The sequence below is a fragment of the Chitinophaga sp. W3I9 genome (genome assembly GCF_050434025.1).
Lineage (GTDB): Bacteria > Bacteroidota > Bacteroidia > Chitinophagales > Chitinophagaceae > Chitinophaga.
The window spans coordinates 4,815,199-4,834,546 of the sequence record NZ_JBNPWC010000001.1 but is presented as its reverse complement, the minus strand read 5'-3'; the positions used below and the strand labels follow the sequence as shown (position 1 = coordinate 4,834,546).

General features: G+C 46.8%; 17 protein-coding genes. 12 read left to right on the top strand and 5 right to left on the bottom strand.

The window, feature by feature from the left end:
• The first annotated feature begins 198 nt into the window (after positions 1–198).
• The gene (locus QFZ51_RS19805; protein WP_370910826.1) at positions 199–810 is read left to right on the top strand and encodes a hypothetical protein; all 612 of its coding nucleotides are present in this window, start codon (positions 199–201) and stop codon (positions 808–810) included.
• A 3-nt stretch (positions 811–813) separates the two neighbouring features.
• Here the strand turns inward: QFZ51_RS19805 and QFZ51_RS19800 are convergent, their stop codons facing one another.
• Together QFZ51_RS19800 and QFZ51_RS19795 are read right to left on the bottom strand one after the other, a co-directional pair.
• The gene (locus QFZ51_RS19800) at positions 814–1,284 is read right to left on the bottom strand and encodes a MarR family winged helix-turn-helix transcriptional regulator (RefSeq protein ID WP_429048234.1); all 471 of its coding nucleotides are present in this window, start codon (positions 1,282–1,284) and stop codon (positions 814–816) included.
• The gene (locus tag QFZ51_RS19795; RefSeq protein WP_429048232.1) at positions 1,281–1,787 is read right to left on the bottom strand and encodes a GNAT family N-acetyltransferase; all 507 of its coding nucleotides are present in this window, start codon (positions 1,785–1,787) and stop codon (positions 1,281–1,283) included. The genes QFZ51_RS19800 and QFZ51_RS19795 overlap by 4 nt, the downstream gene beginning before the upstream one ends.
• Positions 1,788–2,005: 218 nt before the next feature.
• Here QFZ51_RS19795 and QFZ51_RS19790 point away from each other — a divergent pair, with 218 nt between their 5' ends.
• Both QFZ51_RS19790 and QFZ51_RS19785 read left to right on the top strand, forming a co-directional pair.
• Positions 2,006–2,836, top strand: a complete 831-nt coding sequence (locus QFZ51_RS19790) for an SDR family NAD(P)-dependent oxidoreductase (RefSeq protein ID WP_429048230.1) — start codon at positions 2,006–2,008, stop codon at positions 2,834–2,836.
• A 161-nt stretch (positions 2,837–2,997) separates the two neighbouring features.
• Positions 2,998–3,816 carry a helix-turn-helix domain-containing protein gene (locus tag QFZ51_RS19785; protein WP_429048228.1) on the top strand — a complete coding sequence of 273 codons (819 nt, stop codon included), beginning with the start codon at positions 2,998–3,000 and terminating at the stop codon, positions 3,814–3,816.
• Positions 3,817–4,081: 265 nt separating this feature from the next.
• Here QFZ51_RS19785 and QFZ51_RS19780 read toward each other — a convergent pair whose 3' ends face one another.
• Positions 4,082–5,947: a helix-turn-helix transcriptional regulator gene (locus QFZ51_RS19780; RefSeq protein WP_429048226.1), complete on the bottom strand. Its 1,866-nt coding sequence runs from the start codon at positions 5,945–5,947 to the stop codon at positions 4,082–4,084.
• A 229-nt stretch (positions 5,948–6,176) separates the two neighbouring features.
• On the opposite strand from QFZ51_RS19780, the gene QFZ51_RS19775 reads away from it, so the two are divergent.
• The 5 genes from QFZ51_RS19775 to QFZ51_RS19755 all read left to right on the top strand — a co-directional run bounded on the left by QFZ51_RS19775 (position 6,177) and on the right by QFZ51_RS19755 (position 9,291).
• Positions 6,177–6,500 carry a DUF4870 domain-containing protein gene (locus tag QFZ51_RS19775; RefSeq protein WP_429048224.1) on the top strand — a complete coding sequence of 108 codons (324 nt, stop codon included), beginning with the start codon at positions 6,177–6,179 and terminating at the stop codon, positions 6,498–6,500.
• 157 nt (positions 6,501–6,657) lie between these two features.
• Positions 6,658–7,611 (top strand): SPFH domain-containing protein, encoded by a 954-nt coding sequence (locus QFZ51_RS19770; RefSeq protein WP_429048223.1) that lies wholly within the window; start codon positions 6,658–6,660, stop codon positions 7,609–7,611.
• A gap of 19 nt (positions 7,612–7,630) precedes the next feature.
• Positions 7,631–7,876 (top strand): hypothetical protein, encoded by a 246-nt coding sequence (locus QFZ51_RS19765; RefSeq protein ID WP_429048222.1) that lies wholly within the window; start codon positions 7,631–7,633, stop codon positions 7,874–7,876.
• Positions 7,877–7,879: 3 nt separating this feature from the next.
• On the top strand, positions 7,880–8,710 hold the full coding sequence (locus QFZ51_RS19760; protein ID WP_429048220.1) for a hypothetical protein: 831 nt from the start codon (positions 7,880–7,882) through the stop codon (positions 8,708–8,710).
• 11 nt (positions 8,711–8,721) lie between these two features.
• Positions 8,722–9,291: a DUF6620 family protein gene (locus tag QFZ51_RS19755; protein WP_429048218.1), complete on the top strand. Its 570-nt coding sequence runs from the start codon at positions 8,722–8,724 to the stop codon at positions 9,289–9,291.
• A gap of 103 nt (positions 9,292–9,394) precedes the next feature.
• Here QFZ51_RS19755 and QFZ51_RS19750 read toward each other — a convergent pair whose 3' ends face one another.
• Positions 9,395–10,696, bottom strand: coding sequence for a vanadium-dependent haloperoxidase (locus QFZ51_RS19750; RefSeq protein ID WP_429048217.1), 1,302 nt, complete (start codon positions 10,694–10,696; stop codon positions 9,395–9,397).
• A gap of 280 nt (positions 10,697–10,976) precedes the next feature.
• Between QFZ51_RS19750 and QFZ51_RS19745 the strand changes: the two genes are divergently transcribed.
• Positions 10,977–11,573, top strand: coding sequence for a DedA family protein (locus QFZ51_RS19745; protein WP_429048215.1), 597 nt, complete (start codon positions 10,977–10,979; stop codon positions 11,571–11,573).
• Here the strand turns inward: QFZ51_RS19745 and QFZ51_RS19740 are convergent.
• A complete protein-coding gene (locus tag QFZ51_RS19740; protein WP_429048213.1) occupies positions 11,570–13,366 on the bottom strand; it encodes an AMP-dependent synthetase/ligase in 1,797 nt (598 codons plus the stop codon). The genes QFZ51_RS19745 and QFZ51_RS19740 overlap by 4 nt on opposite strands.
• A 239-nt stretch (positions 13,367–13,605) precedes the next feature.
• Here QFZ51_RS19740 and QFZ51_RS19735 point away from each other — a divergent pair, with 239 nt between their 5' ends.
• From QFZ51_RS19735 to QFZ51_RS19725, 3 genes are all read left to right on the top strand, one after another.
• Positions 13,606–14,217 carry an RNA polymerase sigma factor gene (locus QFZ51_RS19735; protein ID WP_429048211.1) on the top strand — a complete coding sequence of 204 codons (612 nt, stop codon included), beginning with the start codon at positions 13,606–13,608 and terminating at the stop codon, positions 14,215–14,217.
• Between the two features lie 130 nt (positions 14,218–14,347).
• Positions 14,348–15,427, top strand: coding sequence for a FecR domain-containing protein (locus QFZ51_RS19730; RefSeq protein WP_429048209.1), 1,080 nt, complete (start codon positions 14,348–14,350; stop codon positions 15,425–15,427).
• 186 nt (positions 15,428–15,613) lie between these two features.
• Positions 15,614–19,339 carry a SusC/RagA family TonB-linked outer membrane protein gene (locus tag QFZ51_RS19725; protein ID WP_429048207.1) on the top strand — a complete coding sequence of 1,242 codons (3,726 nt, stop codon included), beginning with the start codon at positions 15,614–15,616 and terminating at the stop codon, positions 19,337–19,339.
• Positions 19,340–19,348: the final 9 nt, after the last annotated feature.

Genomic DNA, 19,348 nt, shown 5'->3' with positions numbered 1-19,348 from the left:
AAGGTGTTGACAGTTGTGGGATTCGTGCTCTTAATGAAGAGTAAATATGGTCAAAAGAGGCGCTTCTCTGTAGCATCGTTTTGAAGGCCCGAAATGCATTGTCCGTACTTTTACACCTCAAAGGTAGTGTAATATAAAATTGGCACAAGTTTTTTACCCGAATACTTACATTATTATTTTACAGTAAATTTTAAGGTTATGGCAGATAACATTGCGGCGCCATTTATTCCGGCGCAGTATACGGGCGAGGCTACCACAACTGCTGAGGTAAAAACACTGGTTCATGAAGCGGCCGCGCAGGAGTTCTTTAAAACGGCGGTTGCGCGGCTGCTGGATGTAAATCATTGGGCTACACTGAGCGGCAGCATGTCGTCGGGGTTCCAGTTGACGGATCTGGCCGGGAAACCGGCGGAGGGCAGTGCGGAAACAGGGATGTATATACGGATTGATATTCCCGGACCAGGCACCAATGCAGGGAAAGGGTTCGACTGGGTAAAGATTGAGCAGAAGGAGCATGTGGTGCTTAATGAGCACCAGGAAGTGTTTTTTATCAGGGCCCGCCCGTCGGAGCATCCTATCCAGAAAAGTGCAGGCATTGCGCATTTTCTGCGCAAGGAAGCCAGCAGTTCCTTTGTGTTGGTACGTAACGGTGCGGAAATAACTGCCACTGTTTACGGACGTAATGAGGTGCCGAATACACAAACCAATGACCTGGGCGATAAGCTCCGTAATGCAGTAGTAGGGGCCACCGGGGCCATTGGCATATCAAAGTTGCAGTGGAAAGCCCTGGTGAACGGCTTACTGGCGTAAGCTTTACAGTTGCTGTACCCTGTCAAAAAAACTAAACGATTTCATTTGTTGCTCTACCTCCTCAATGGCCTTCATCAGGTTATTTTTTGTATCTGTCAGCGCAGTAAGGGCCACCACCATCTTATTCCATACGGGTTGCATATCAGTAATAAGCGCTTTTCCTTTTTCCGTAAGCAGGATAAGCCGCTTCCGTTCATCTGTTTTGTCTTTTTTTGAGCGGATCAGCTTTTGTTTTTCCAGTTCCTTTAACAGGCTGATAGTAGAAGGGTGGGAGTACCCGATTTCCACGGCTATTTCCACCACGCTGAGCACCGGTTTCAGGTGCAGCGTATAGATAACGGGGAACCACTTGGGCTCAAAGTCGATCCCGTTGGCCTTATAAATCTGTAGCCCGTCTTTCCGCAACTGATCACTGAGTCGCTGTAACCTGGTAGAAATAGCCAGTATCCCTGATTCATCAATTACATTTGTCATGCTGCTCCGTCATTAATGTGTAAGTGATAAAATACGTTATCTGCATTCATCAGGGGAAAATACGATGGTAAATCCGTTTTTTTTATTTCTTTAAAGTGGTTGCGTTCATAGAAGCGGCGGGCCGCAGCGAGTTTGTCGACCGTGCCCAGGTACAGATCCGTTATCTGCACCGATTTGCTATGGGCAACCAGTTCCTCCAGCAGTTGCTGTGCAATGCCATATTCCTTCCCGCGGAACTCCTTTTTTACAAACATTTTCCGGATGGCTCCTGCGTGGTGCCCGATGCTTATCAGGGCAATAGTGCCGGCCAGTTCTTCATGTATAAATCCTCCCCAGAATCCGCCGCCGGTGCGGTGGTAGTTCGTGTCAATGTCTTGCAGGTCCGGCTGGTCTTCCAGCGTAACAGGCACATTAAACTCCTTTTGCTGGATAGGCAGAACGATGTCAATTATTTCCTGGCAATATTCGTTGTGAATTGGTCTTATAACAGGTGCTGTACTCATTTGTATTAATTTATAGTACAAAACTACGTAGTTGACTACATAAATAAAAATATTTTTTATCCGGGGCATAAACGGGGCATGTATCTGTGCCTGACGGGTAATCATATCAAATCCGCAATTAGACTACAAAAGTCCTCAATTAGGCTACGTAGGGGCAGCTGCATCACCGGAACTTTGCTTCATCAAAAATTTAAAGACCAATAAAAATGAGAAACGACATGAATAGTAAAGTTTGGTTCATTACCGGCGCTTCGCGTGGTTTTGGACGTATTTGGGCAGAAGCAGCCCTGGAGCGTGGCGATAAAGTGGCGGCAACGGCACGTAACATCGACAGTTTAGCCGGACTCAAAGAAAAATATGGCGAACAGGTGTTAACCCTTGCATTGGATGTAACGAAGCCCGGTCAGGCCAAATCAGCCATAGACCAGGCGCATGCATATTTCGGGAGATTGGATATTGTGCTGAATAATGCCGGTTATTCGCTGGTAGGCACTATTGAAGAAGCGAGTGCAGAAGATATCAAGGCGATGTATGAAACCAATGTTTTCGGGGCTATTGCAGTTATCCAGGCCGCATTACCGCTGCTCCGGCAGCAAGGTGGCGGACATATTCTCGGTACTTCCAGCAACCTGGGGCATGTGGTACTACCGGTAATCGGATACTACTGCTCAACAAAATGGGCCTTTGAGGCCATCCATGAAAGCCTTGCTGCTGAGGTCAAAGACTTTGGGATCAAAGTGACCATTATTGAACCAGGCGCTTACGCTACGGAATTTGGCAGCCAGGAGTCGCTGAAATTCGCTGCAGGCATGGATATCTACTCAGACTTTAAAAACCAGTTTTTCGGAAAATTAAGAGACCTGGAAAGAGGGGATCCGAATGCCACACCGCAAGCGCTCTTCCAGGTGGTGGATGCAGAAAATCCGCCCCTTCGCTTCCACCTGGGCAGTCACAACCTGCCTTGGGTACGCAGCGCTTATGAGGAACGCCTGGCGCTTTGGGAAAACTGGGATGCTGTTTCCAGTTCCGCCCAGGGAATGGCTAAATAATTACCGGTCATAACCGGTAATCAAAATGGTTACCGGTTATGATTATATTTGTATGGAGATGAAGAAAGAAGAAAAAAGCGTGCATAAATTTGAGACACTGGCAGATGCCCACCGGGCCTTTGGCATGCCTCAGCCAAAGCATCCATTGATCAGTTTGATCAATGGGGCGCCGTCCTGGTCGGTACTGCCGCAGGCCAGCGCAGCATCATGTACTGGGATTTTATAAAATTTCCTACAAGCCCAAACTTGCCGGCAAATTAAAATATGGCCAGGGCTATTATGATTTCGATGAAGGAGGCTTGCTCTTCGCTTCGCCCGGCCAGGTGTTGGGGGGCGGGGAAAATGACGGACCCGTATGTTCTGAATATACGTTGCTGATCCATCCGGATTTCTTTTTGGGTTATCCAATAGCCAAAAAGATCAGTCAATATGGGTTCTTCTCTTATACAGCCAATGAAACGCTACACCTTTCTGAAAGTGAGAAAGACACGATCATTTCCATTTTCAGGATCATGGAAGAAGAACTGAACAGCCGGATAGATGACTTCAGCCAGGATGTGGTGATCTCCCAGATTGAGTTGTTGCTGAATTACGCCAACCGTTTCTATAAGCGCCAGTTTATTACGCGGAAGGCGGTCAGTCATGATCTGCTGCAACGACTGGACGACCTGCTGACAGATTACTTTGGTAATGAGCATTCTTTAAGCAATGGTATCCCCACTGTGCAGTATCTTGCCGATAACCTGCATTTGTCCCCCAGCTATTTAAGCGATATGCTGCGTGCGCTCACAGGCCAAAACGCGCAGCAGCACATCCATGATAAACTGATTGAAAAGGCGAAGGAAAAACTTTCTACGACTACTTTATCGGTGAGTGAAGTTGCTTATGCCCTGGGTTTCGAACATCCGCAGTCGTTCAGTAAGCTGTTTAAAACCAAAACCAAACTGTCGCCGCTTGAATTCAGGCGGTCTTTTAACTGAGTAATAACCGGAAGCTGTCATATTCTGTTTTTTATTTAACTGAGGGGATACTTCTCAGTTACTTCTCAGTTACTTAGGAGTAGCGTATGTGTCGTACTCCCCATATAGTCCCTATATAGTCCCTATACATTCCCCATACACTCATGATACACTCATGATACACTTCCCATACACTCCCAATACACTATGACTCGTCCTGACATAGGGTCACGTCCTGAAATAGGTTTATACTTTTGTCAGATAATCCTGTTTAAAGTTTACAATATTAACTTCCCAACGCCTGCAGAAAAGCATTCAGGTCATCTTCTCTGTCCAGTCCCAGCTTTTGTTTGATCCTGTAGCGGCTCATTCTAACGCTTTTGGCTTCAATATTCATTAGCTGGGCAATTTGCCGGGTATCCATTTTAAGATAAAGGTAGGCGCAAAGTTTCAGATCAAGCAGGGTGAGTTTCTTTTGTGCTTTTTCATTGATCAGGTGAAAGAAATCGGGGTGTATCTGTTGGATCTGGACTTTTGCGTGTTCAAAATCGTTATCGATCACCATTTCTTCCTTGAGGATTTTCTGCATGTTTACGGCATCGCCTTCCGTTAATTTGTCTTTGATGTTCAGTAACGTTTGATGCTTATGTTCGAGGTGCAGCACATTGGCCATTACTTCTTTTTTGAGTTGCTGTTGCCGGGTTGCCAGTAGCTGCTGCTCGGCCCTGAGCCTGGCGTGTTCTTCTTTTTCCAGCTTCACCTGCATTTCCGACTCGTGTTTTTCCAATTGCAGCTGTTTTTCCCGCTGCATGGAGTAACGTAACCTGAAATGATATGAGCGGAACATGAACACCAGTCCAAGCAGGGAGGCGAGCGCAATGCAGGCATACAGATAATTTTGCATGGTGCGGCTCTTCTCCCGTTCTTTCAGGATCTGCATTTCGTTATTCTTCTTTTCCGTTTCATATTGTATTTCCAGCTTTTGGGTATTGAGTGCCTGTTGCTGATTGAACACTTTATTGTTATATAACGTGGCCTCTTTCTGAAACTCCAGGGCTTTGCGGTAGTTGCCCTTTTGTTCATAAAAATCAGACAGCGATTGCACCACATTGATCATGGTATAATAGGAATGGCTGTTAGCCGTTTTCATGACCTGGTAGGCTTCCAGCAGGTAGTTTTCGGCCTGGGCTTCATTGCCTTCCCGCCGGGCATATTCGCTGAGTATGCCCAGACTGCTGGCGACCACCTCTTCACTGTTGGCGGCATCTTTTAGCACCGTCCGGGCAACGTTCGCATAATGAGCGGCTTGTGCTTTGGCCCTCGCATCCTCCACAGGGAAGTATTTCAGGTAGCTGTTGGCAATATTTATACAGGCAATGGCATAGGGATTAGCAGCCACCCTGCCAGGGTATTGTTGGTAGAGCGTTTCCGTTTTACCCAGGTAATACAGTACACTGTCGAGCTCCTGGCGGTTTTTGGTAGCATTGAATTTGTATTCATGGGCTACCGAAAGGGCAGTATAGCAATTGCTCAGCAGGTTGAAATCATTTGCTTTGAGCGCATTATCAGTAGCCTGGCGGGCATAGGTACTTACCTTTTCTTCGTTGTTCCAGCCCGAATTAACCACGTAAAGCTGGTAATACATTTTGGCGGCCATATAAGGGTCAGGCGTCTTATCCAATTGCCGGAGGCCCAGCTGGCAATACTTCACTACGTCGTCTGATTTATCCAATGTTTTATACAACAGCGCACGGATATAAAAGGCATACGCCATCGCCACCGGATGGTTGGCCTGTTGCGCGCTGGTGAATACAGAATCAACGGTTTGTTTCAGATCATCATACTGTTGTGTATTGAACTTAATATTTGCCAGCATCGCGTAAGCTTTGGTGGCCTCAAGATAATTTTGATGCCGGAGTGAAAGAACAACGCTTTGCCTGGCTGTAGCCATGGCCAGGGAATAGTTTTTATTGGCCCGGTATATCTCAGCCAGCTGGTTAAGTAAAGGAGGCTTTTCCTTTTCATTGAATGTGGGATCGGCGGTTAGAGCTTGTAAACTATCCGGCAACGGCGCCTGTGCAGATACAAAAGATGACCATCCGCAAATACAGATCAACACGCAAACAAATGGCAGATATGGTAATGACTTCATGGGGTTAAATTACTATAAATCGGTAATAGTCATTATGAAAAGATCATTAAAGTTATGAATATCTGTATTTGTAAGATGATCAGAGTAAATGATTTGAAAATGTTGTAGACATATTGTAGACGCCCTTTTTACATGGGTAGTCGTTTTGTAGGATACCGGGATGCCTGATTAATAAACATTCACCACACATTTGCACAGGCAATAACGCCAACAAAAAAACCTTGAACCCATGAACAGCAAAACATTATCTATTTTATCATATGTAACCCTGATCGGTTGGCTGATTGCTTACTTCTCCGGTAAAGAGAAAACCGACAGCCTGCTCAGGTACCACCTGAAGCAGTCGTTAGGACTCGCCATTGTGAGCATCCTGCTCAATATCACGTTGACCATTGTAGCGCACCTGGTGCCGGCTTTATCTTTCCTCGGCCTGATCGGGTATGTGATCCTTATATTCTGGGTATTGGGAATTATCAATGCAGCCAACCAGGCAGAAAAACCTGTTCCGGTAATTGGTAAAGTATTCGAGAACAAATTTTCTTTTATCAATTAGCCTGCATTAACATTTTCTATTGTTTGTTGGCCCCTTTATTGTTTTGGTTGATCGCATTAATTTTTTTGTACGGTAACTCAATCAAAGAGAGTCACCGGTTGGGGAATTGAAACCATGTTATTTACGGCCCTGGCGCCTATATTAAAAACCTTTCAGGATGGGATTACCTTTTATTGAAATCATTGAATCTGTAACACCGGATCCTAATGCATTAATGTGGAAGTTTGCAGATGCCGATAAGGAAATTAAGGATGGTGCAGTACTCACCGTAAGGGAAAGTCAACATGCCCTTTTCCTGAATGAAGGACAACTGGCAGATGTATTTCCTGCCGGAAAGCACATCCTGAAAACCGAAAATATCCCTATACTTACAAGGCTCCGGGGCTGGAAATACGGTTTTGAAAGTCCCATTAAAGCAGACATTTATTTTTTTAACACCCATCAGTTTGTTAACCTCAAATGGGGTACCCCTGCGCCTGTATTGATGAAGGATGCCACCTTTGGCCAGGTGCGTGTAAGAGCTTTTGGTACGTACAATATCCGTATTACAGATGTATCCAGGTTCTTTAAAGAATACGCCGGTACCTGGCCGCGACTGGGCATCACAGAGCTGGAGTTGCAGCTGCGTGATTTTATTGCCCCCAAATTTGCCGAGGTACTTGCGCTGGCACAAATTTCAGTGGTAGATGCTGCAGGTAATATCTCTGGTTTAAATGAAAAAATTCAGCCCCTCATTCAGCCGTATTTTACGGACTTCGGCCTGGAAATTACCCGCTTCACCATTACCAGTATCACATTGCCGGAAGAAGTCCTTAAACAATACGACAAAGTTACCGGTATGAATATGGTAACGGACATGAACAAATTTTCACAGTATAGCATCGCCAATGCGATGGACAAAGATCATTCGGATATAGGAGATGGCGCCAGGCAGGCGGTAACCATGGGCATGATCACCAATATGGTTACCCAGGGAGCGATGCAGCCTAAGCCCGCCCCGGCAACAGATATTACCGAAAGACTTAAACAACTGAAAACGCTCTTCGATGCACAGCTGATTACCGAACAGGAATATGCTGCTAAAAAAGAAGAACTCCTGAAATTACTCTAACCTTCAACTTACAGGTATTATGGGAGAGGAAAAGAAACGGATACAAGCCTACCTGGAACAGCTCAAAAAGAAGGTAGAGACCCAGGAAAATTATGGCGGCGAAATAACAAACGAAGCAGCTAAAATGGATATTCGTGATTGCCCGGAATGCGGGGCCGGTCGCGCGTATCAGAAGGGACTCACTGCCTGCGCTTATTGTGGTTTTATATTCATGGATACCAAACTAACGGATGGCGTGAATATCAGGAAGGAAAATAATTCATAAATCATGTTCAATTTATTCAATAAGAAATATGAGAACGCTGCCCTGCTCGATGAAATAAAGACCCGGCAGGAGAGATGGTTTGTTTTCCTGGATAAGCTGGAAGCCCGCGTGGCAGAGATGAACAATGCCGCAGTGCCGGAACTCCGGAAAGTTTTCCAACAGGATACCGATCCTTATAAGCGTGCGCATATTCATATGCTTTCCGGGCTGATCGGACAAATTAACCAGATGCGGAATAAGGCGAATGAGATCCGGGAAGATAATATTGTTGCTTTTGTATATGAAGCGGAAGCATCGCTGCCTTCCATTATTTCCAGGGCCGGGAGTGAATACCGTGCTAAGCTGCATACTTTCAGAATGGCTTGCCTGAACCGGCATTTTGTTTTTGAAGAGAAAATAAATTATGCTATTAGCCTGCTGCAGGGCGCTGCCGGAGAACAGGACCTGGAATCAGCTTACCAGGAAGAACTGGCAGCATTTGAACGGATACGTGATAAGTTCAGCTGCAGGCAATGTGGCGGCAATATCACTATTCCCAGGATGTTCTTTATCGATACTTATATCACCTGCCCGTTTTGCCGGTCGCAGAATACCTTTAGCCCATCCACCGGGGCTCGTATGGTATTGCATCAGGCCCGCAGCCTGGCAGAACAGCGAACAGCCCATTTGCTCCGGAGCTATGAGGCAGCTACGCCAAAGAATCCGGATCTGTACCGGCGCTACCTGCGTGCCATGTTTGATGAATGGAATAAAATAGTACCCGATATGGTGACGGAGAATGAGAAATTTTACGAGCGTTTAATGAATGAATACACGATTAATCATCATCTTTAAATAGAAACATTATGTCTGGCAATCCATTATTAGAACCCATTCACGGAATTACTTTAGAAGATTACGGCGCTGCCTGCGCAAGACTCGGCAGCGGGCTAAGTGAAGACGATGTAGCAAAGGCTTTAGGGGTGGAGTTACCCGTTTGGCAGGAAGCTAACCTGCTTTGGCCCGAGCGGATGAAACAGGACGCCACCTTTCACATTGTTACCCTCTTCGGCCAATACTTTGGCCAGGCTGATCAGCATCCGAAATTCAGCGGCGTAAAGGCGGCTCCTTCACCGCAGGGTGCAGGCAATATCGAAAAAATCAAGCAGGATAAAGACTTCTACCAGGAACTGGAAGTTGCCAGGCAGGTAGCGTATGATTATGGCCTGGATGGCGCCCAATGGATCGTTGACAATTACGGTATTCCCATCGGGGATTTCCAGATTGCCGCGTCCTTATGGAATGACCAGATCCACCGCGATATCCAGGCTGATTACGCCGGGTATAATCAACGGCAGGCGGCTTACCAGGCAAAGTACCAGCAATTGTTTGCTGAAAAGCAGGGAGGCAACGTAGCGGATGATATTGAGTTTTAAAGATATTTTTTTGTAACACTCCAAAGAAAAGAAAGGCTGTATCATATTTTGATACAGCCTTTTCTCATCTGGCACCTGATCGGAACATACAATCATTTTTTCTTTAATAATTCAGCAACAGGATCCGCTGGGCCAGGCCCTTTCCGTTGAGACTGCCGGTTTCACTGTCGAAATCGTAGTGAATACCACCATACACTCTTGAAATGGAGGCCTCATTGATCATAGCGGTGAAGCTGCTGAAAGAACGTGGCGAAAAACCTTCCGGCACTTTTTGTTTATCCGTAAACGTGAAGCTGTTGCCGAAACGGGCAGCCAGGATGTTGCCTGCTGCACTGGTAAAGGTAGCATGCGCGGATGTGTATGACGGGAAAGGCGGGGTGCCTATCAGCGGCGACCAGGTGCTGTCGATATGCGAACGGATATACGTAATAGGGCGAAGCACGTTATACTTGTATTTATATTTCCAGCAAAGGATACCTGCATCATTCAACCCTATTCCTACCTGCGCAAAAAGTGTAGCTGCCTGGCCGAGGCTCAGGTGTTGTTCAGTGACCAGTTGCATGGTGAGTGCAATCAGGTGACCGGGAGGAGTGAAGGTGCCGCCGCCATCTGCCCAGTACCGGGCAATGAGGTTTTCTTCCGGGGTAAGTGTTTTTCCTTTCAGGTAAACAAAGCGCGCGGCTTTGTAGAAGGTACTGAGCGTGTCTGTAGCATAAGCCGGCGGCTGGATCACTGCCGAATCAGCTGCAGTAGGCTTCACCATAGGACGGTTCTTTCCCCAGTAAGGCAGCATCGCCCGTTGCAGTTGCGGTGGTGTTGGTACCCAATAGCCTGGTCCAACCGGTGGCGTATAGTCGGTGGGAAAGTTATTCACGTAGCCATCCTTTCCGCCGTCTGAAGCAGACCACTGGTAAATGGCAGTGGCGATGGATTTGCCAAAACTGATGGAGCGGTTGATCACTTCCTGTGAACAGGTATCCGAATGTGCCTGCAGGTTATCACTTTCCAGCTGGTTGATCAGGTTGAGGTTCTCCACGCTGGCATTGCCGAAAAGGTTTTTAATAATCTGCGCCATGGCACTGTTGGCCGCTATGGTCCAGTTATAACGTTTCCATCTTTCCGGCGCAGGAAGACGGCCAAGCCCATTCAGCTGTCCGCCCAGTGAAGGCGCTCCATACATGCCCCCCAGTACTGCCTCGCGGAGCGTAACGCCGGTGTAGGCAATAGCCCTGGCTGCCACGGGAGGACTAAACCCCGGCGTTTCTTTTATCAGCTTCAACTCCAGCGTATACCAGGAAACAGGGACCGCCACATCGCCTGTGGTTACCAATGTACCGGCTACCATCTCTTTGGCTGCATCGGGAACCGGCTGAATAAGCGCGTCATTCTTTTTACACGCTATCATACTGACAAGGAAAAAAAGTCCCGCACAACGGGATAACAAACAATTAGACTTCATTTTTTCTTTCTTTTTAAGGTTAACATAAAAGTGGTTAGATACAAACAATTACCCGACTAAATTAATCAAGGACCACGCAGCCAATCAGCGTAGTGTATGCTTTTTAAAATGAATAAAAGTTTAAATTGTAAATTGAGTAGCAGTGATGCGCAGGATCTGCTCACAGCAACTATCTTAATAAAAGAAATTTTATCAGCGAATACCAATCCTTAAAACTAACTATAACATGGATGCTGAATCATTAATCAGCTATGGAGGGTTACTCATCGTATTCCTTTCTGTATTCGGGCAAACAGGATTGTTTTTCTGCTTCTTCCTGCCCAGCGGCGGCCTGATGTTTACCGCCGGCGTACTAACCGCCAACGGGAATTTTAATTACAATATACTGGTGGTTTGCGCGCTGTGCGCCATTGCCGCTATTGCAGGAAATGTAACCGGGTATTGGATTGGCCGGAAAACAGGACATTTATTAAAGAACAAAGAAGACTCCGGCATCTTTCGCCGGCAGTACCTCGTATCAGCAGAAGCATTTTATAAAAAGTACGGCGCTACCGCACTAACAGCAGGTATCTTTCTTCCACTCATCCGCACATTTGCGCCTATTGTTGCCGGGATGATCGGGCTCGATTTCCGCCGTTTCCTTTTGTTTGCTGCCATTGGCTCCATAGCCTATGGCTTCAGCTTTGTACTGGCCGGATATCTCATTGGCAGCATGCCTTTCCTGAAACCTTATCTCAAATATTTTATCGTTGTTATTGTGGTTACGGTTACCATTCCCGTGGTGATACGGATCGTGAAGGAGTTCCGGAAATCATCTTCCTAACTATATATTTTTGCTATCGCATCTTTATATTTCTCCGTTACCACCTTTCTTTTCAGGCTGAGTTTTGGCGTCATTTCCCCGCCGGAAATACTCCATTCGTCGGTGAGCAGTTCAAACTTTTTAATTTGCTCCACGTGATTAAAATGCTGGTTGTAGTTGTTCACTACCTCCTGGTACATTTCCAATACCTTCGGTATTTTAACGGCGGCTTCATTGGTGGTATAAGGAATATTCTGCTGGTTCATCCAGTACTTCAGGTAGGTAAAGGCAGGAACAATTAAAGCCCCCGTGAATTTCTCACCGGCGCCTACTACCATGATCTGTTCAATAAAAGGACTTTCCTTAAATTTATTTTCAATGGGCTGGGGAGCCACATATTTTCCGCCACTGGTTTTAAACAACTCTTTCTTACGGTCTGTTATTTTCAGAAATTTATCATCTACCCATAATCCTACATCACCGGTGTGCAGCCAGCCATCTATAACTGTTTCGGCAGTGAGGTCAGGTCTTTTATAATATCCCATCATCACAGACGGACCCTTTACACAAATTTCACTGTCCTCTGCCAGCCTAACTTCAATACCGTTGATAGGAGGGCCTACAGTACCAAACTTCGTATCGCCGGGCGTTTTCCGGTTCACACAAATTACCGGGCTGTTTTCGGTAGGCCCGTATCCTTCATAAACCGGGATCTGCGCGGCATTAAAAATGCGCAGCAACTTTTCCTGGCAGGCAGCGCCACCGGTTACGATAAACCGGATCTTACCGCCCAGCGCCGCCCGCCATTTACTGAACACCAGTTTATTGGCGATAGCCAGCTGGAAATTGTACCACGCGCCTCCACTGATATTATTATCGTATTTACCGGCAAGCGATACGGCCCAGAAAAACAGTTTACGTTTGATGCCTGTTAACCCGCTGCCTGTGGCCATTATTTTTTCAAATACTTTTTCCAGCAGACGTGGAACGGTAGTAAAGCCATCGGGGCTAATCTCTTTCAGGTTGGCACTGAGGGTATCCATGCTTTCTGCATAATAAATACTGATGCCGCTGTACAGGTAGATATAAGTAACGCACTTTTCAAAAATGTGATTCAGCGGTAAAAAACTCAATACCTTACTGGGCTGCGGTGAGTCTTCAAAAGGAAAACTTTCTTTGGACAGTAAAACATTCGAAACAATATTGTCGTGCGAAAGCATCACGCCTTTGGGCGTGCCGGTAGTACCGGACGTATAAATAATGGTGGCCAGGTGATGCGGGTCGATGCCCGCTTTAATACTTTCCACCTGCTCCAGCAAACCGGGAGTAGCCTGTGTTGAAATAGTGGACCAGTGCGTAGCGCCGGGTATCTCGTCAAAGGTGTAAATGTGTTGTAAAGAAGGAACCCCTTCCCGGATACTGTTTACTTTATCCAGCAATTCCGGGCTGCTCACAAACATATATTTTACGGCAGCATCTTTCAGAATGAACTGTAATTCGGCGGGGTTGGTAGTAGGGTAGATGGGCACCAGTACCGCGCCTGTTTGCTGTACCGCCAGATCGGTGAATATCCATTCCGGGCGGTTATTGCTGATAATGGCAATTTTATCGGCGCCTTCAGGCGTAAAGTCGTTTCCCCCAACACCCAGTTGTAACAACCCTGCACTGAAACGGTTTACAATTTCGCTGACGGTAGCGGTGTCATATGTTTTCCATTGTCCGTTGATTTTAGCCGCCAGCATATCAGGTTTAGGGAATTGGGCCAGCTGCCAGGCGACAGCATCAAAAAGTCGTCTCTTCGAAAGATTGTTCATACGTGAAAATTAAGGTGTGTATACCGTTAAGATAAATATACTAAAAAATCTGTATGATTTTAAGGGCTGACTGAATGAGGGAGATACAGGGTTACTGATATTTTTATGTTTTTCCTTTGTGGTATTTGAATGATATTTGACCGATTGACAAAAAATATTTACATTTCGGTTACATCCAAAATTTTAGCCAGCCAATAATACCAGAATCAGTAATCAGTTTTGCTGTAAAAGAGCCACGCATGCCTGCAAGAAAAGACGTTTGTTTTGAGGAAGCTGCTTTATGGAAGCTATTTAAAGCCGGTGATAAAACCGCTTTTACGCTGATTTACCGCGAATATACCAGGCACTTGTTTCAATATGGTTTCCGATTTTGTACCGACCGGGAGAAGTTGAAAGACATGATCCAGGATCTTTTTATAGAGATATGGAACAGCAGGGAGACTATCAGTGACGACGTGGCCATCCGGTTTTATTTATGCCGCAGCCTGAAGTACAAACTGATCAGGGCCAATTACCAATACCGGTCTGCTTCCGATAAACAGGATAAATTCCTTCACCAGCATAACCCAATAGAATCTACCGTAGAAGAAAGGATCATTGACGCAGAAATCAGTGATTCCCGCAGTATATTGCTCGACAATGCGATCCGGAAATTATCGCGGCGGCAACAGGAAATTATCACCCTCCGTTTTTATATGGGCTTCACCAATGCCCAGATTGCAGAACTGATGCACATGAAGTACCAGTCTGTCAGCAACCTCCTTTACAACGCCCTGGGGCGCATTAAAGAAACACTGGAAACCACTCCGTTTGCCAGGCGCCTGCTGGAAACCTTTTACTTCTTTATCTGATTATTTTATCTCCGCCATGGCAGGGCATTTCAGCCATTGTTAAAAAAACTTTATTTTTTTTGAGTATAAAATCAGCGTCTTTGTCATTTGTGATAAAGGGGCAGTTAATTGTCTCAGAAAAAACAGCTGCATGAAGCATTTTGGAGAGGATACCTGGGAGTTTATCCGGGACGATAGCTTTGTTCAATGGGTGTTACGCCCGGATGCGGCCAATACCGCCCGGTGGGAGCAGTGGGTGGCAGCGCACCCTGAACGGGCCGCGGATCTCGAAAAGGCCAGGAGTATGGTGCTGACATTGGGAAACGTACCACAACCCGCAGTAGAGGAATCGCTGCTGCAGGAAGTGTACGCCGCCCTGGAAGAACATATTGCAGAAGAACGTCCTGCTACGGAATGGGCGCCAACCCGCGTGAGAACGATTTCCCGCTACAGATGGTGGGGGGCAGCGGCCGCAGTACTGGCAGGGATTACATTGGTATCCATCTACCTGAAAAAAGACAACAAAACACCGGTAGCCGCTAAGCTGAAAAGCCATATGGAAAATGAGCAGCTCACCCGCATTAATACCACCGATGCCAACCAGGTAGCCTGGTTAACAGATGGTTCCACCGTAGTACTAAAAGCAGGCGCCTCTATCCGGCACGATGCCTTTTTATTACAGTCCAAAAGAGAAGTATTCCTGAAAGGCGATGCGTTTTTTGATATCGCCAAAGATGCCGGCAGACCATTCTTTGTATACACGCCTGAAGTGGGCATCAAGGTGTTGGGAACGAGTTTCCGGGTATCCGCAGAAAACGGAAGTTTAACAGTAACCGTTAAAACCGGTAAAATAGCCGTGTACAACCTGGCCGATAAAGAACAGCGCAGTTACGTGGTAACGCCTAATCATAAAATCCGTTTTAATATCCGCACGGCGGCATTTGTAGCCGATTCGCTGAATACCAGCGATGTGGCAGCGCTATTGCCTGCCGTGGAACCGCCGCCTTTCGTATTTGATAATACCGCCGTAACCGACATATTCCACGCAATGGAAACGGCCTACAGTATAAAAATTAACGCGAGCGAGGAAGTATTTGGTAAGTGCATGATCACCACTACCATTACCAATGAATCATTTGAAAACAAACTGAAAATTATTTGTGCTGCTATCAATGCCAGCTATAAAATCAGCGGGGGCCAGGTATATATCACCGGGAAGCCGTGTAGTTAAAAGTATTGTTCACTTGTAATTCCGCTAAAATGATCCCTGAATTCACTTGATTATCAACCAAAAAAAAAGGGGCGATGCACTAACACCGCCACCCTGTAATTTTTTCCTGTAACGTCTGGACAACTGCCGCAGGAAAGGATTTGTCGTATTAACGTTTTCATTAATCACAACAAAACACTTGAAGTTATGCACAAATTTGCAAACTCCAACCGGACTGTCATATTTTTTATGAGGGTTACACTATTACAAATAGGCTTATTGTTCTGCCTGATCACTTGTACATTCGCCCGGGATGTGCATGCCCAGGAGGTGCTCACAAAGAAGGTGTCATTAAACATGCCGCCCACCGACCTGCGTAATATCCTCAAAGCTATCACAGAAAAAACAGCTGTAAACTTTACCTACAACAACAGCACATTACCAGCCAAACAGCGTGTTGCCGTGAAGGCCAGCGATGAGCAGCTGGGCGAAGTGTTGCAGCGTTTACTCACTCCTTTGCACATCACTTTTGAAGTGATCAATGAGCAGATTGTGCTGAAGAAGGAAGCCTCCATGAATATAGAAGGCTTCAATGTGCTTTTTCAGAAGATCAATGGAGTCGTGAAATCCAGCGACGGCAGCCCGTTGCCAGGTGTGAATGTAATGGTGGCAGGTACCAACAGGGGTACCGTTACTAATGTGGACGGGCACTTTGAAGTGGAGGCAAAGGAAGGCGATGTGCTCGTTTTTTCCTCTATTGGTTTTGCCCAGCAACGTGTAACCGTGGGCGCCAACCCCGTGCTGAACATTGTAATGGCTACTTCCGCCACCTCGCTGGATGCGGTAGCCATAACAGCATTGGGTATTAAAAGAAGCGTAAGAACATTGGGCTATTCACAGGAAGAAGTAAAAGGCGGAGAAGTGGCCAAATCCAATGCGCCCAATATTGTGAATGCACTGGCTGGAAAAATGGCAGGCGTGAATGTTACCAGTCCCAATGGTGTGGACGGTGGTACCACCCGCATCGTGATTGGCGGTAACAACACCATCCAGGGCGATAACCAGCCGCTGATCATTGTAGATGGTATGCCGATGGCCAACGACCTCGCACAACCTTACGATGTGCGTAATGCACCTACCGGTAGCGCCATGTACGCCGGAAACAACGCAAACGCTGCCAGCACCAGTTCCCCGAAAGATTTCGGGAGCCCTATCAACATGATCAATCCCGAAGATATTGAAACGATCAGTGTGCTGAAAGGCCCCACCGCTGCTGCTTTGTATGGCGGTAAAGGCGCTAACGGCGTAATCCTGATCACCACAAAAAAAGGCGCTAAACGCAACGGTCTTGGTGTAGACTATACCTACGGTTATAAAAATATTGATCCATACCGTTTCCTCGAACTGCAGAACCAATATGGCGCAGGCGGTATGGTGTCGTTAGATCCACCGCAATATTTAACGGATGCCAACGGCAACCCGAAGTTAACAGAAGGCTGGACAGGCATGTACGTGGATCCTAAAACAGGATCAGGCCCGTATGGCGTGAATACCTACAACCAGGTGGGATGGGCAGGTTCCGGTCTTTCCTGGGGTCCAAAAATGGAAGGCAAATCAATTACCTGGTGGGATGGTTCCCAACAGGCAGATGTGCCCCAACCCGATAATATTAAACTGCTGTTCCGCAACGGTACACAGTCCACACATAATGTATCCCTTTCCGGTGGTAACGAATGGGGCTCTATCCGGGCATCCTATTCCCGCCTGGATAACGAGGCGGTATTGCCCAACAGTGATTATTACCGCAATACCTTCAACCTGGGCGCCAACATGAAGCTCACGAAAAGGGTAAGCGTGCAGGTAACGTCTTCCTATATCGTTAACCAGTATCATAACCCACCGCAACTGGGTAACGACGACGCCAATTCCTGGATGAAGCGCCTGGTATACAATGCAGGCCGGAACTACCGGGGAGAAGATATTGGTATCTATAAAAATGAAGATGGTTCACAAAATACCCTCTCCGGTTTTCCATGGGTGGGTAACGGTGGCGCTACTGTATGGAACATCATGGAAAATAATACCGTTCAGAACAGGCGTAAATTGCTGGCCGGCGTACAGCTGAATTATGAAGCCACCGATTTCCTGGACTTTGTTTTCAGGGGAGGATTGGATAATAATACCAACGAGCTGACCATCAAGAACAGACCGACGGATGTAATAGGCATCACCAAAGGGTATTATGGTCATGGTACAGAACAGGACAACGCTTCCAACATGGATTTCATCGGAACGCTGCATAAGGAAAACCTGTTGAATGGTGTGCTTAATGCAAAGTTCTCACTGGGTGGAACTATTTACCAGCGCGACATGTACGGCATGTTTAACTACAACGACAACTGGGCGATCCCCAATGTATATTCACTGAACACCGGTACTTATCTCGGTAACCCGCACCCGGTAACAGAAAGCCAGTTGCGCAAGCGCATGAATTCTGTTTACAGTTTCATTAACCTGTCATACAAGAATTTTCTCTACCTGGATGTAACCGGTCGTAACGACTGGTCATCTGCCCTGCCCAAAGGCCAGTGGTCTTATTTCTTCCCGTCTTTTGCAGGTAGCTTTGTATTTTCTGATCTGCTGAAGACGGATCCGGCTATCCTGAGCTTTGGTAAAATAAGGGTAGCGTGGGCGCAGGCAGCAGTAGATCCTGCACCTTACCAGATCAACTATAATTATTCCAGCTTAACATTCGCAGGCCAGGCGGCTAACCTGTTGCCAAGCTCCCTGCCGGCGAAGGACTTCAAGCCGGCTATTAACACCACTGCCGACTTCGGCGTAGTGTTAGGCTTTCTGCATAACCGTTTGAATGCAGACTTCAGGTATTACAAAGGAAAATCCAGGAACCAGATTCTCAGCTCTCCATTGCCAATGAGCTCCGGGGTGAACACCATTGTGGTGAACACCGGTGTGCTTGAAAATTCAGGCATGGAACTGATCCTGCGCGCTAAAGTAATTGACCGCAAAGAATTTGGATGGGATGTAGCGCTGAACCTGGCGCACAGCAATAACAAGCTGTTGTCATTGTCTGATGGTACGGATCGTGTGGATATGGCCAGTGCCTGGAATGATGGCGGCTCACACGGCCCGGTTATTTCTGCAAGGGTAGGCGACCAGTTCGGCACCATTTACGGTCATGATTTTATCTACGACCCCAAAACCGGTTTGCCACTGATGGTGCAGAATCCCTTCGGAAATGCAGCCATGAACGGTACCATGTACCAGGCAACCGACGGCCTGGTGCCTTTGGGTAATGCTACACCTAAATTAACCGGCGGTATCACCAATACCTTTACATTCAAAGGGGGGATTTCTGTAAGCGCACTTATTGATGCAAAAATCGGTGGCGACATCTGGTCCGGTACCTATGCTACCATTATGCAACAGGGCCAGGCGCCGGAAACACTGAAAGAAAGGAATGGCGGCGGGCTGCCATATACCACACCTAATGGCACACAAACCAACTGGGGCGTGGTATTGCCAGGTGTGTTCCCCGATGGAAAGGTGAACGATAACGTAGTGCATTACTATTATAAATACATGCCTTACGGCGTATGGAGCAGTACCGATCTGGGCTCCGGTGTGAAAGGAAGCGACTGGATCAACAAAAGCGCTGTGCTGGAAAATACCTGGGTGAAGATGAGAGAGATTTCTGTTAACTACCAGGTACCACAAAGCTTTGTCAGGAAAACAAAAGTATTCCAGGCAGCTTCCCTGTCGCTCGTAGGAAGGGATCTTTTTTACCTCTACACTTCATTGCCCGATCATATCAACCCGGAAGGTGTAAACGGTGCGGGCAATGCGCAGGGACTGGAATTTATGTCTATGCCGAGCTTCCGCTCCTTAGGTTTCCAGGTAAGGGTTTCCTTCTAAAGGAACAGA

Coding starts and splice junctions, on each gene's coding strand:
- QFZ51_RS19790 (WP_429048230.1), top strand. CDS start 2,006: ATGAATAGTAAAGTTTGGTTCATTACCGGCGCTTCGCGTGGTTTTGGA.
- QFZ51_RS19745 (WP_429048215.1), top strand. CDS start 10,977: ATGGATGCTGAATCATTAATCAGCTATGGAGGGTTACTCATCGTATTC.
- QFZ51_RS19740 (WP_429048213.1), bottom strand. CDS start 13,366: ATGAACAATCTTTCGAAGAGACGACTTTTTGATGCTGTCGCCTGGCAG.
- QFZ51_RS19755 (WP_429048218.1), top strand. CDS start 8,722: ATGTCTGGCAATCCATTATTAGAACCCATTCACGGAATTACTTTAGAA.
- QFZ51_RS19730 (WP_429048209.1), top strand. CDS start 14,348: ATGAAGCATTTTGGAGAGGATACCTGGGAGTTTATCCGGGACGATAGC.
- QFZ51_RS19780 (WP_429048226.1), bottom strand. CDS start 5,947: ATGAAGTCATTACCATATCTGCCATTTGTTTGCGTGTTGATCTGTATT.
- QFZ51_RS19735 (WP_429048211.1), top strand. CDS start 13,606: ATGCCTGCAAGAAAAGACGTTTGTTTTGAGGAAGCTGCTTTATGGAAG.
- QFZ51_RS19805 (WP_370910826.1), top strand. CDS start 199: ATGGCAGATAACATTGCGGCGCCATTTATTCCGGCGCAGTATACGGGC.
- QFZ51_RS19775 (WP_429048224.1), top strand. CDS start 6,177: ATGAACAGCAAAACATTATCTATTTTATCATATGTAACCCTGATCGGT.
- QFZ51_RS19765 (WP_429048222.1), top strand. CDS start 7,631: ATGGGAGAGGAAAAGAAACGGATACAAGCCTACCTGGAACAGCTCAAA.
- QFZ51_RS19770 (WP_429048223.1), top strand. CDS start 6,658: ATGGGATTACCTTTTATTGAAATCATTGAATCTGTAACACCGGATCCT.
- QFZ51_RS19785 (WP_429048228.1), top strand. CDS start 2,998: ATGGGGCGCCGTCCTGGTCGGTACTGCCGCAGGCCAGCGCAGCATCAT.
- QFZ51_RS19800 (WP_429048234.1), bottom strand. CDS start 1,284: ATGACAAATGTAATTGATGAATCAGGGATACTGGCTATTTCTACCAGG.
- QFZ51_RS19750 (WP_429048217.1), bottom strand. CDS start 10,696: ATGATAGCGTGTAAAAAGAATGACGCGCTTATTCAGCCGGTTCCCGAT.
- QFZ51_RS19725 (WP_429048207.1), top strand. CDS start 15,614: ATGCACAAATTTGCAAACTCCAACCGGACTGTCATATTTTTTATGAGG.
- QFZ51_RS19760 (WP_429048220.1), top strand. CDS start 7,880: ATGTTCAATTTATTCAATAAGAAATATGAGAACGCTGCCCTGCTCGAT.
- QFZ51_RS19795 (WP_429048232.1), bottom strand. CDS start 1,787: ATGAGTACAGCACCTGTTATAAGACCAATTCACAACGAATATTGCCAG.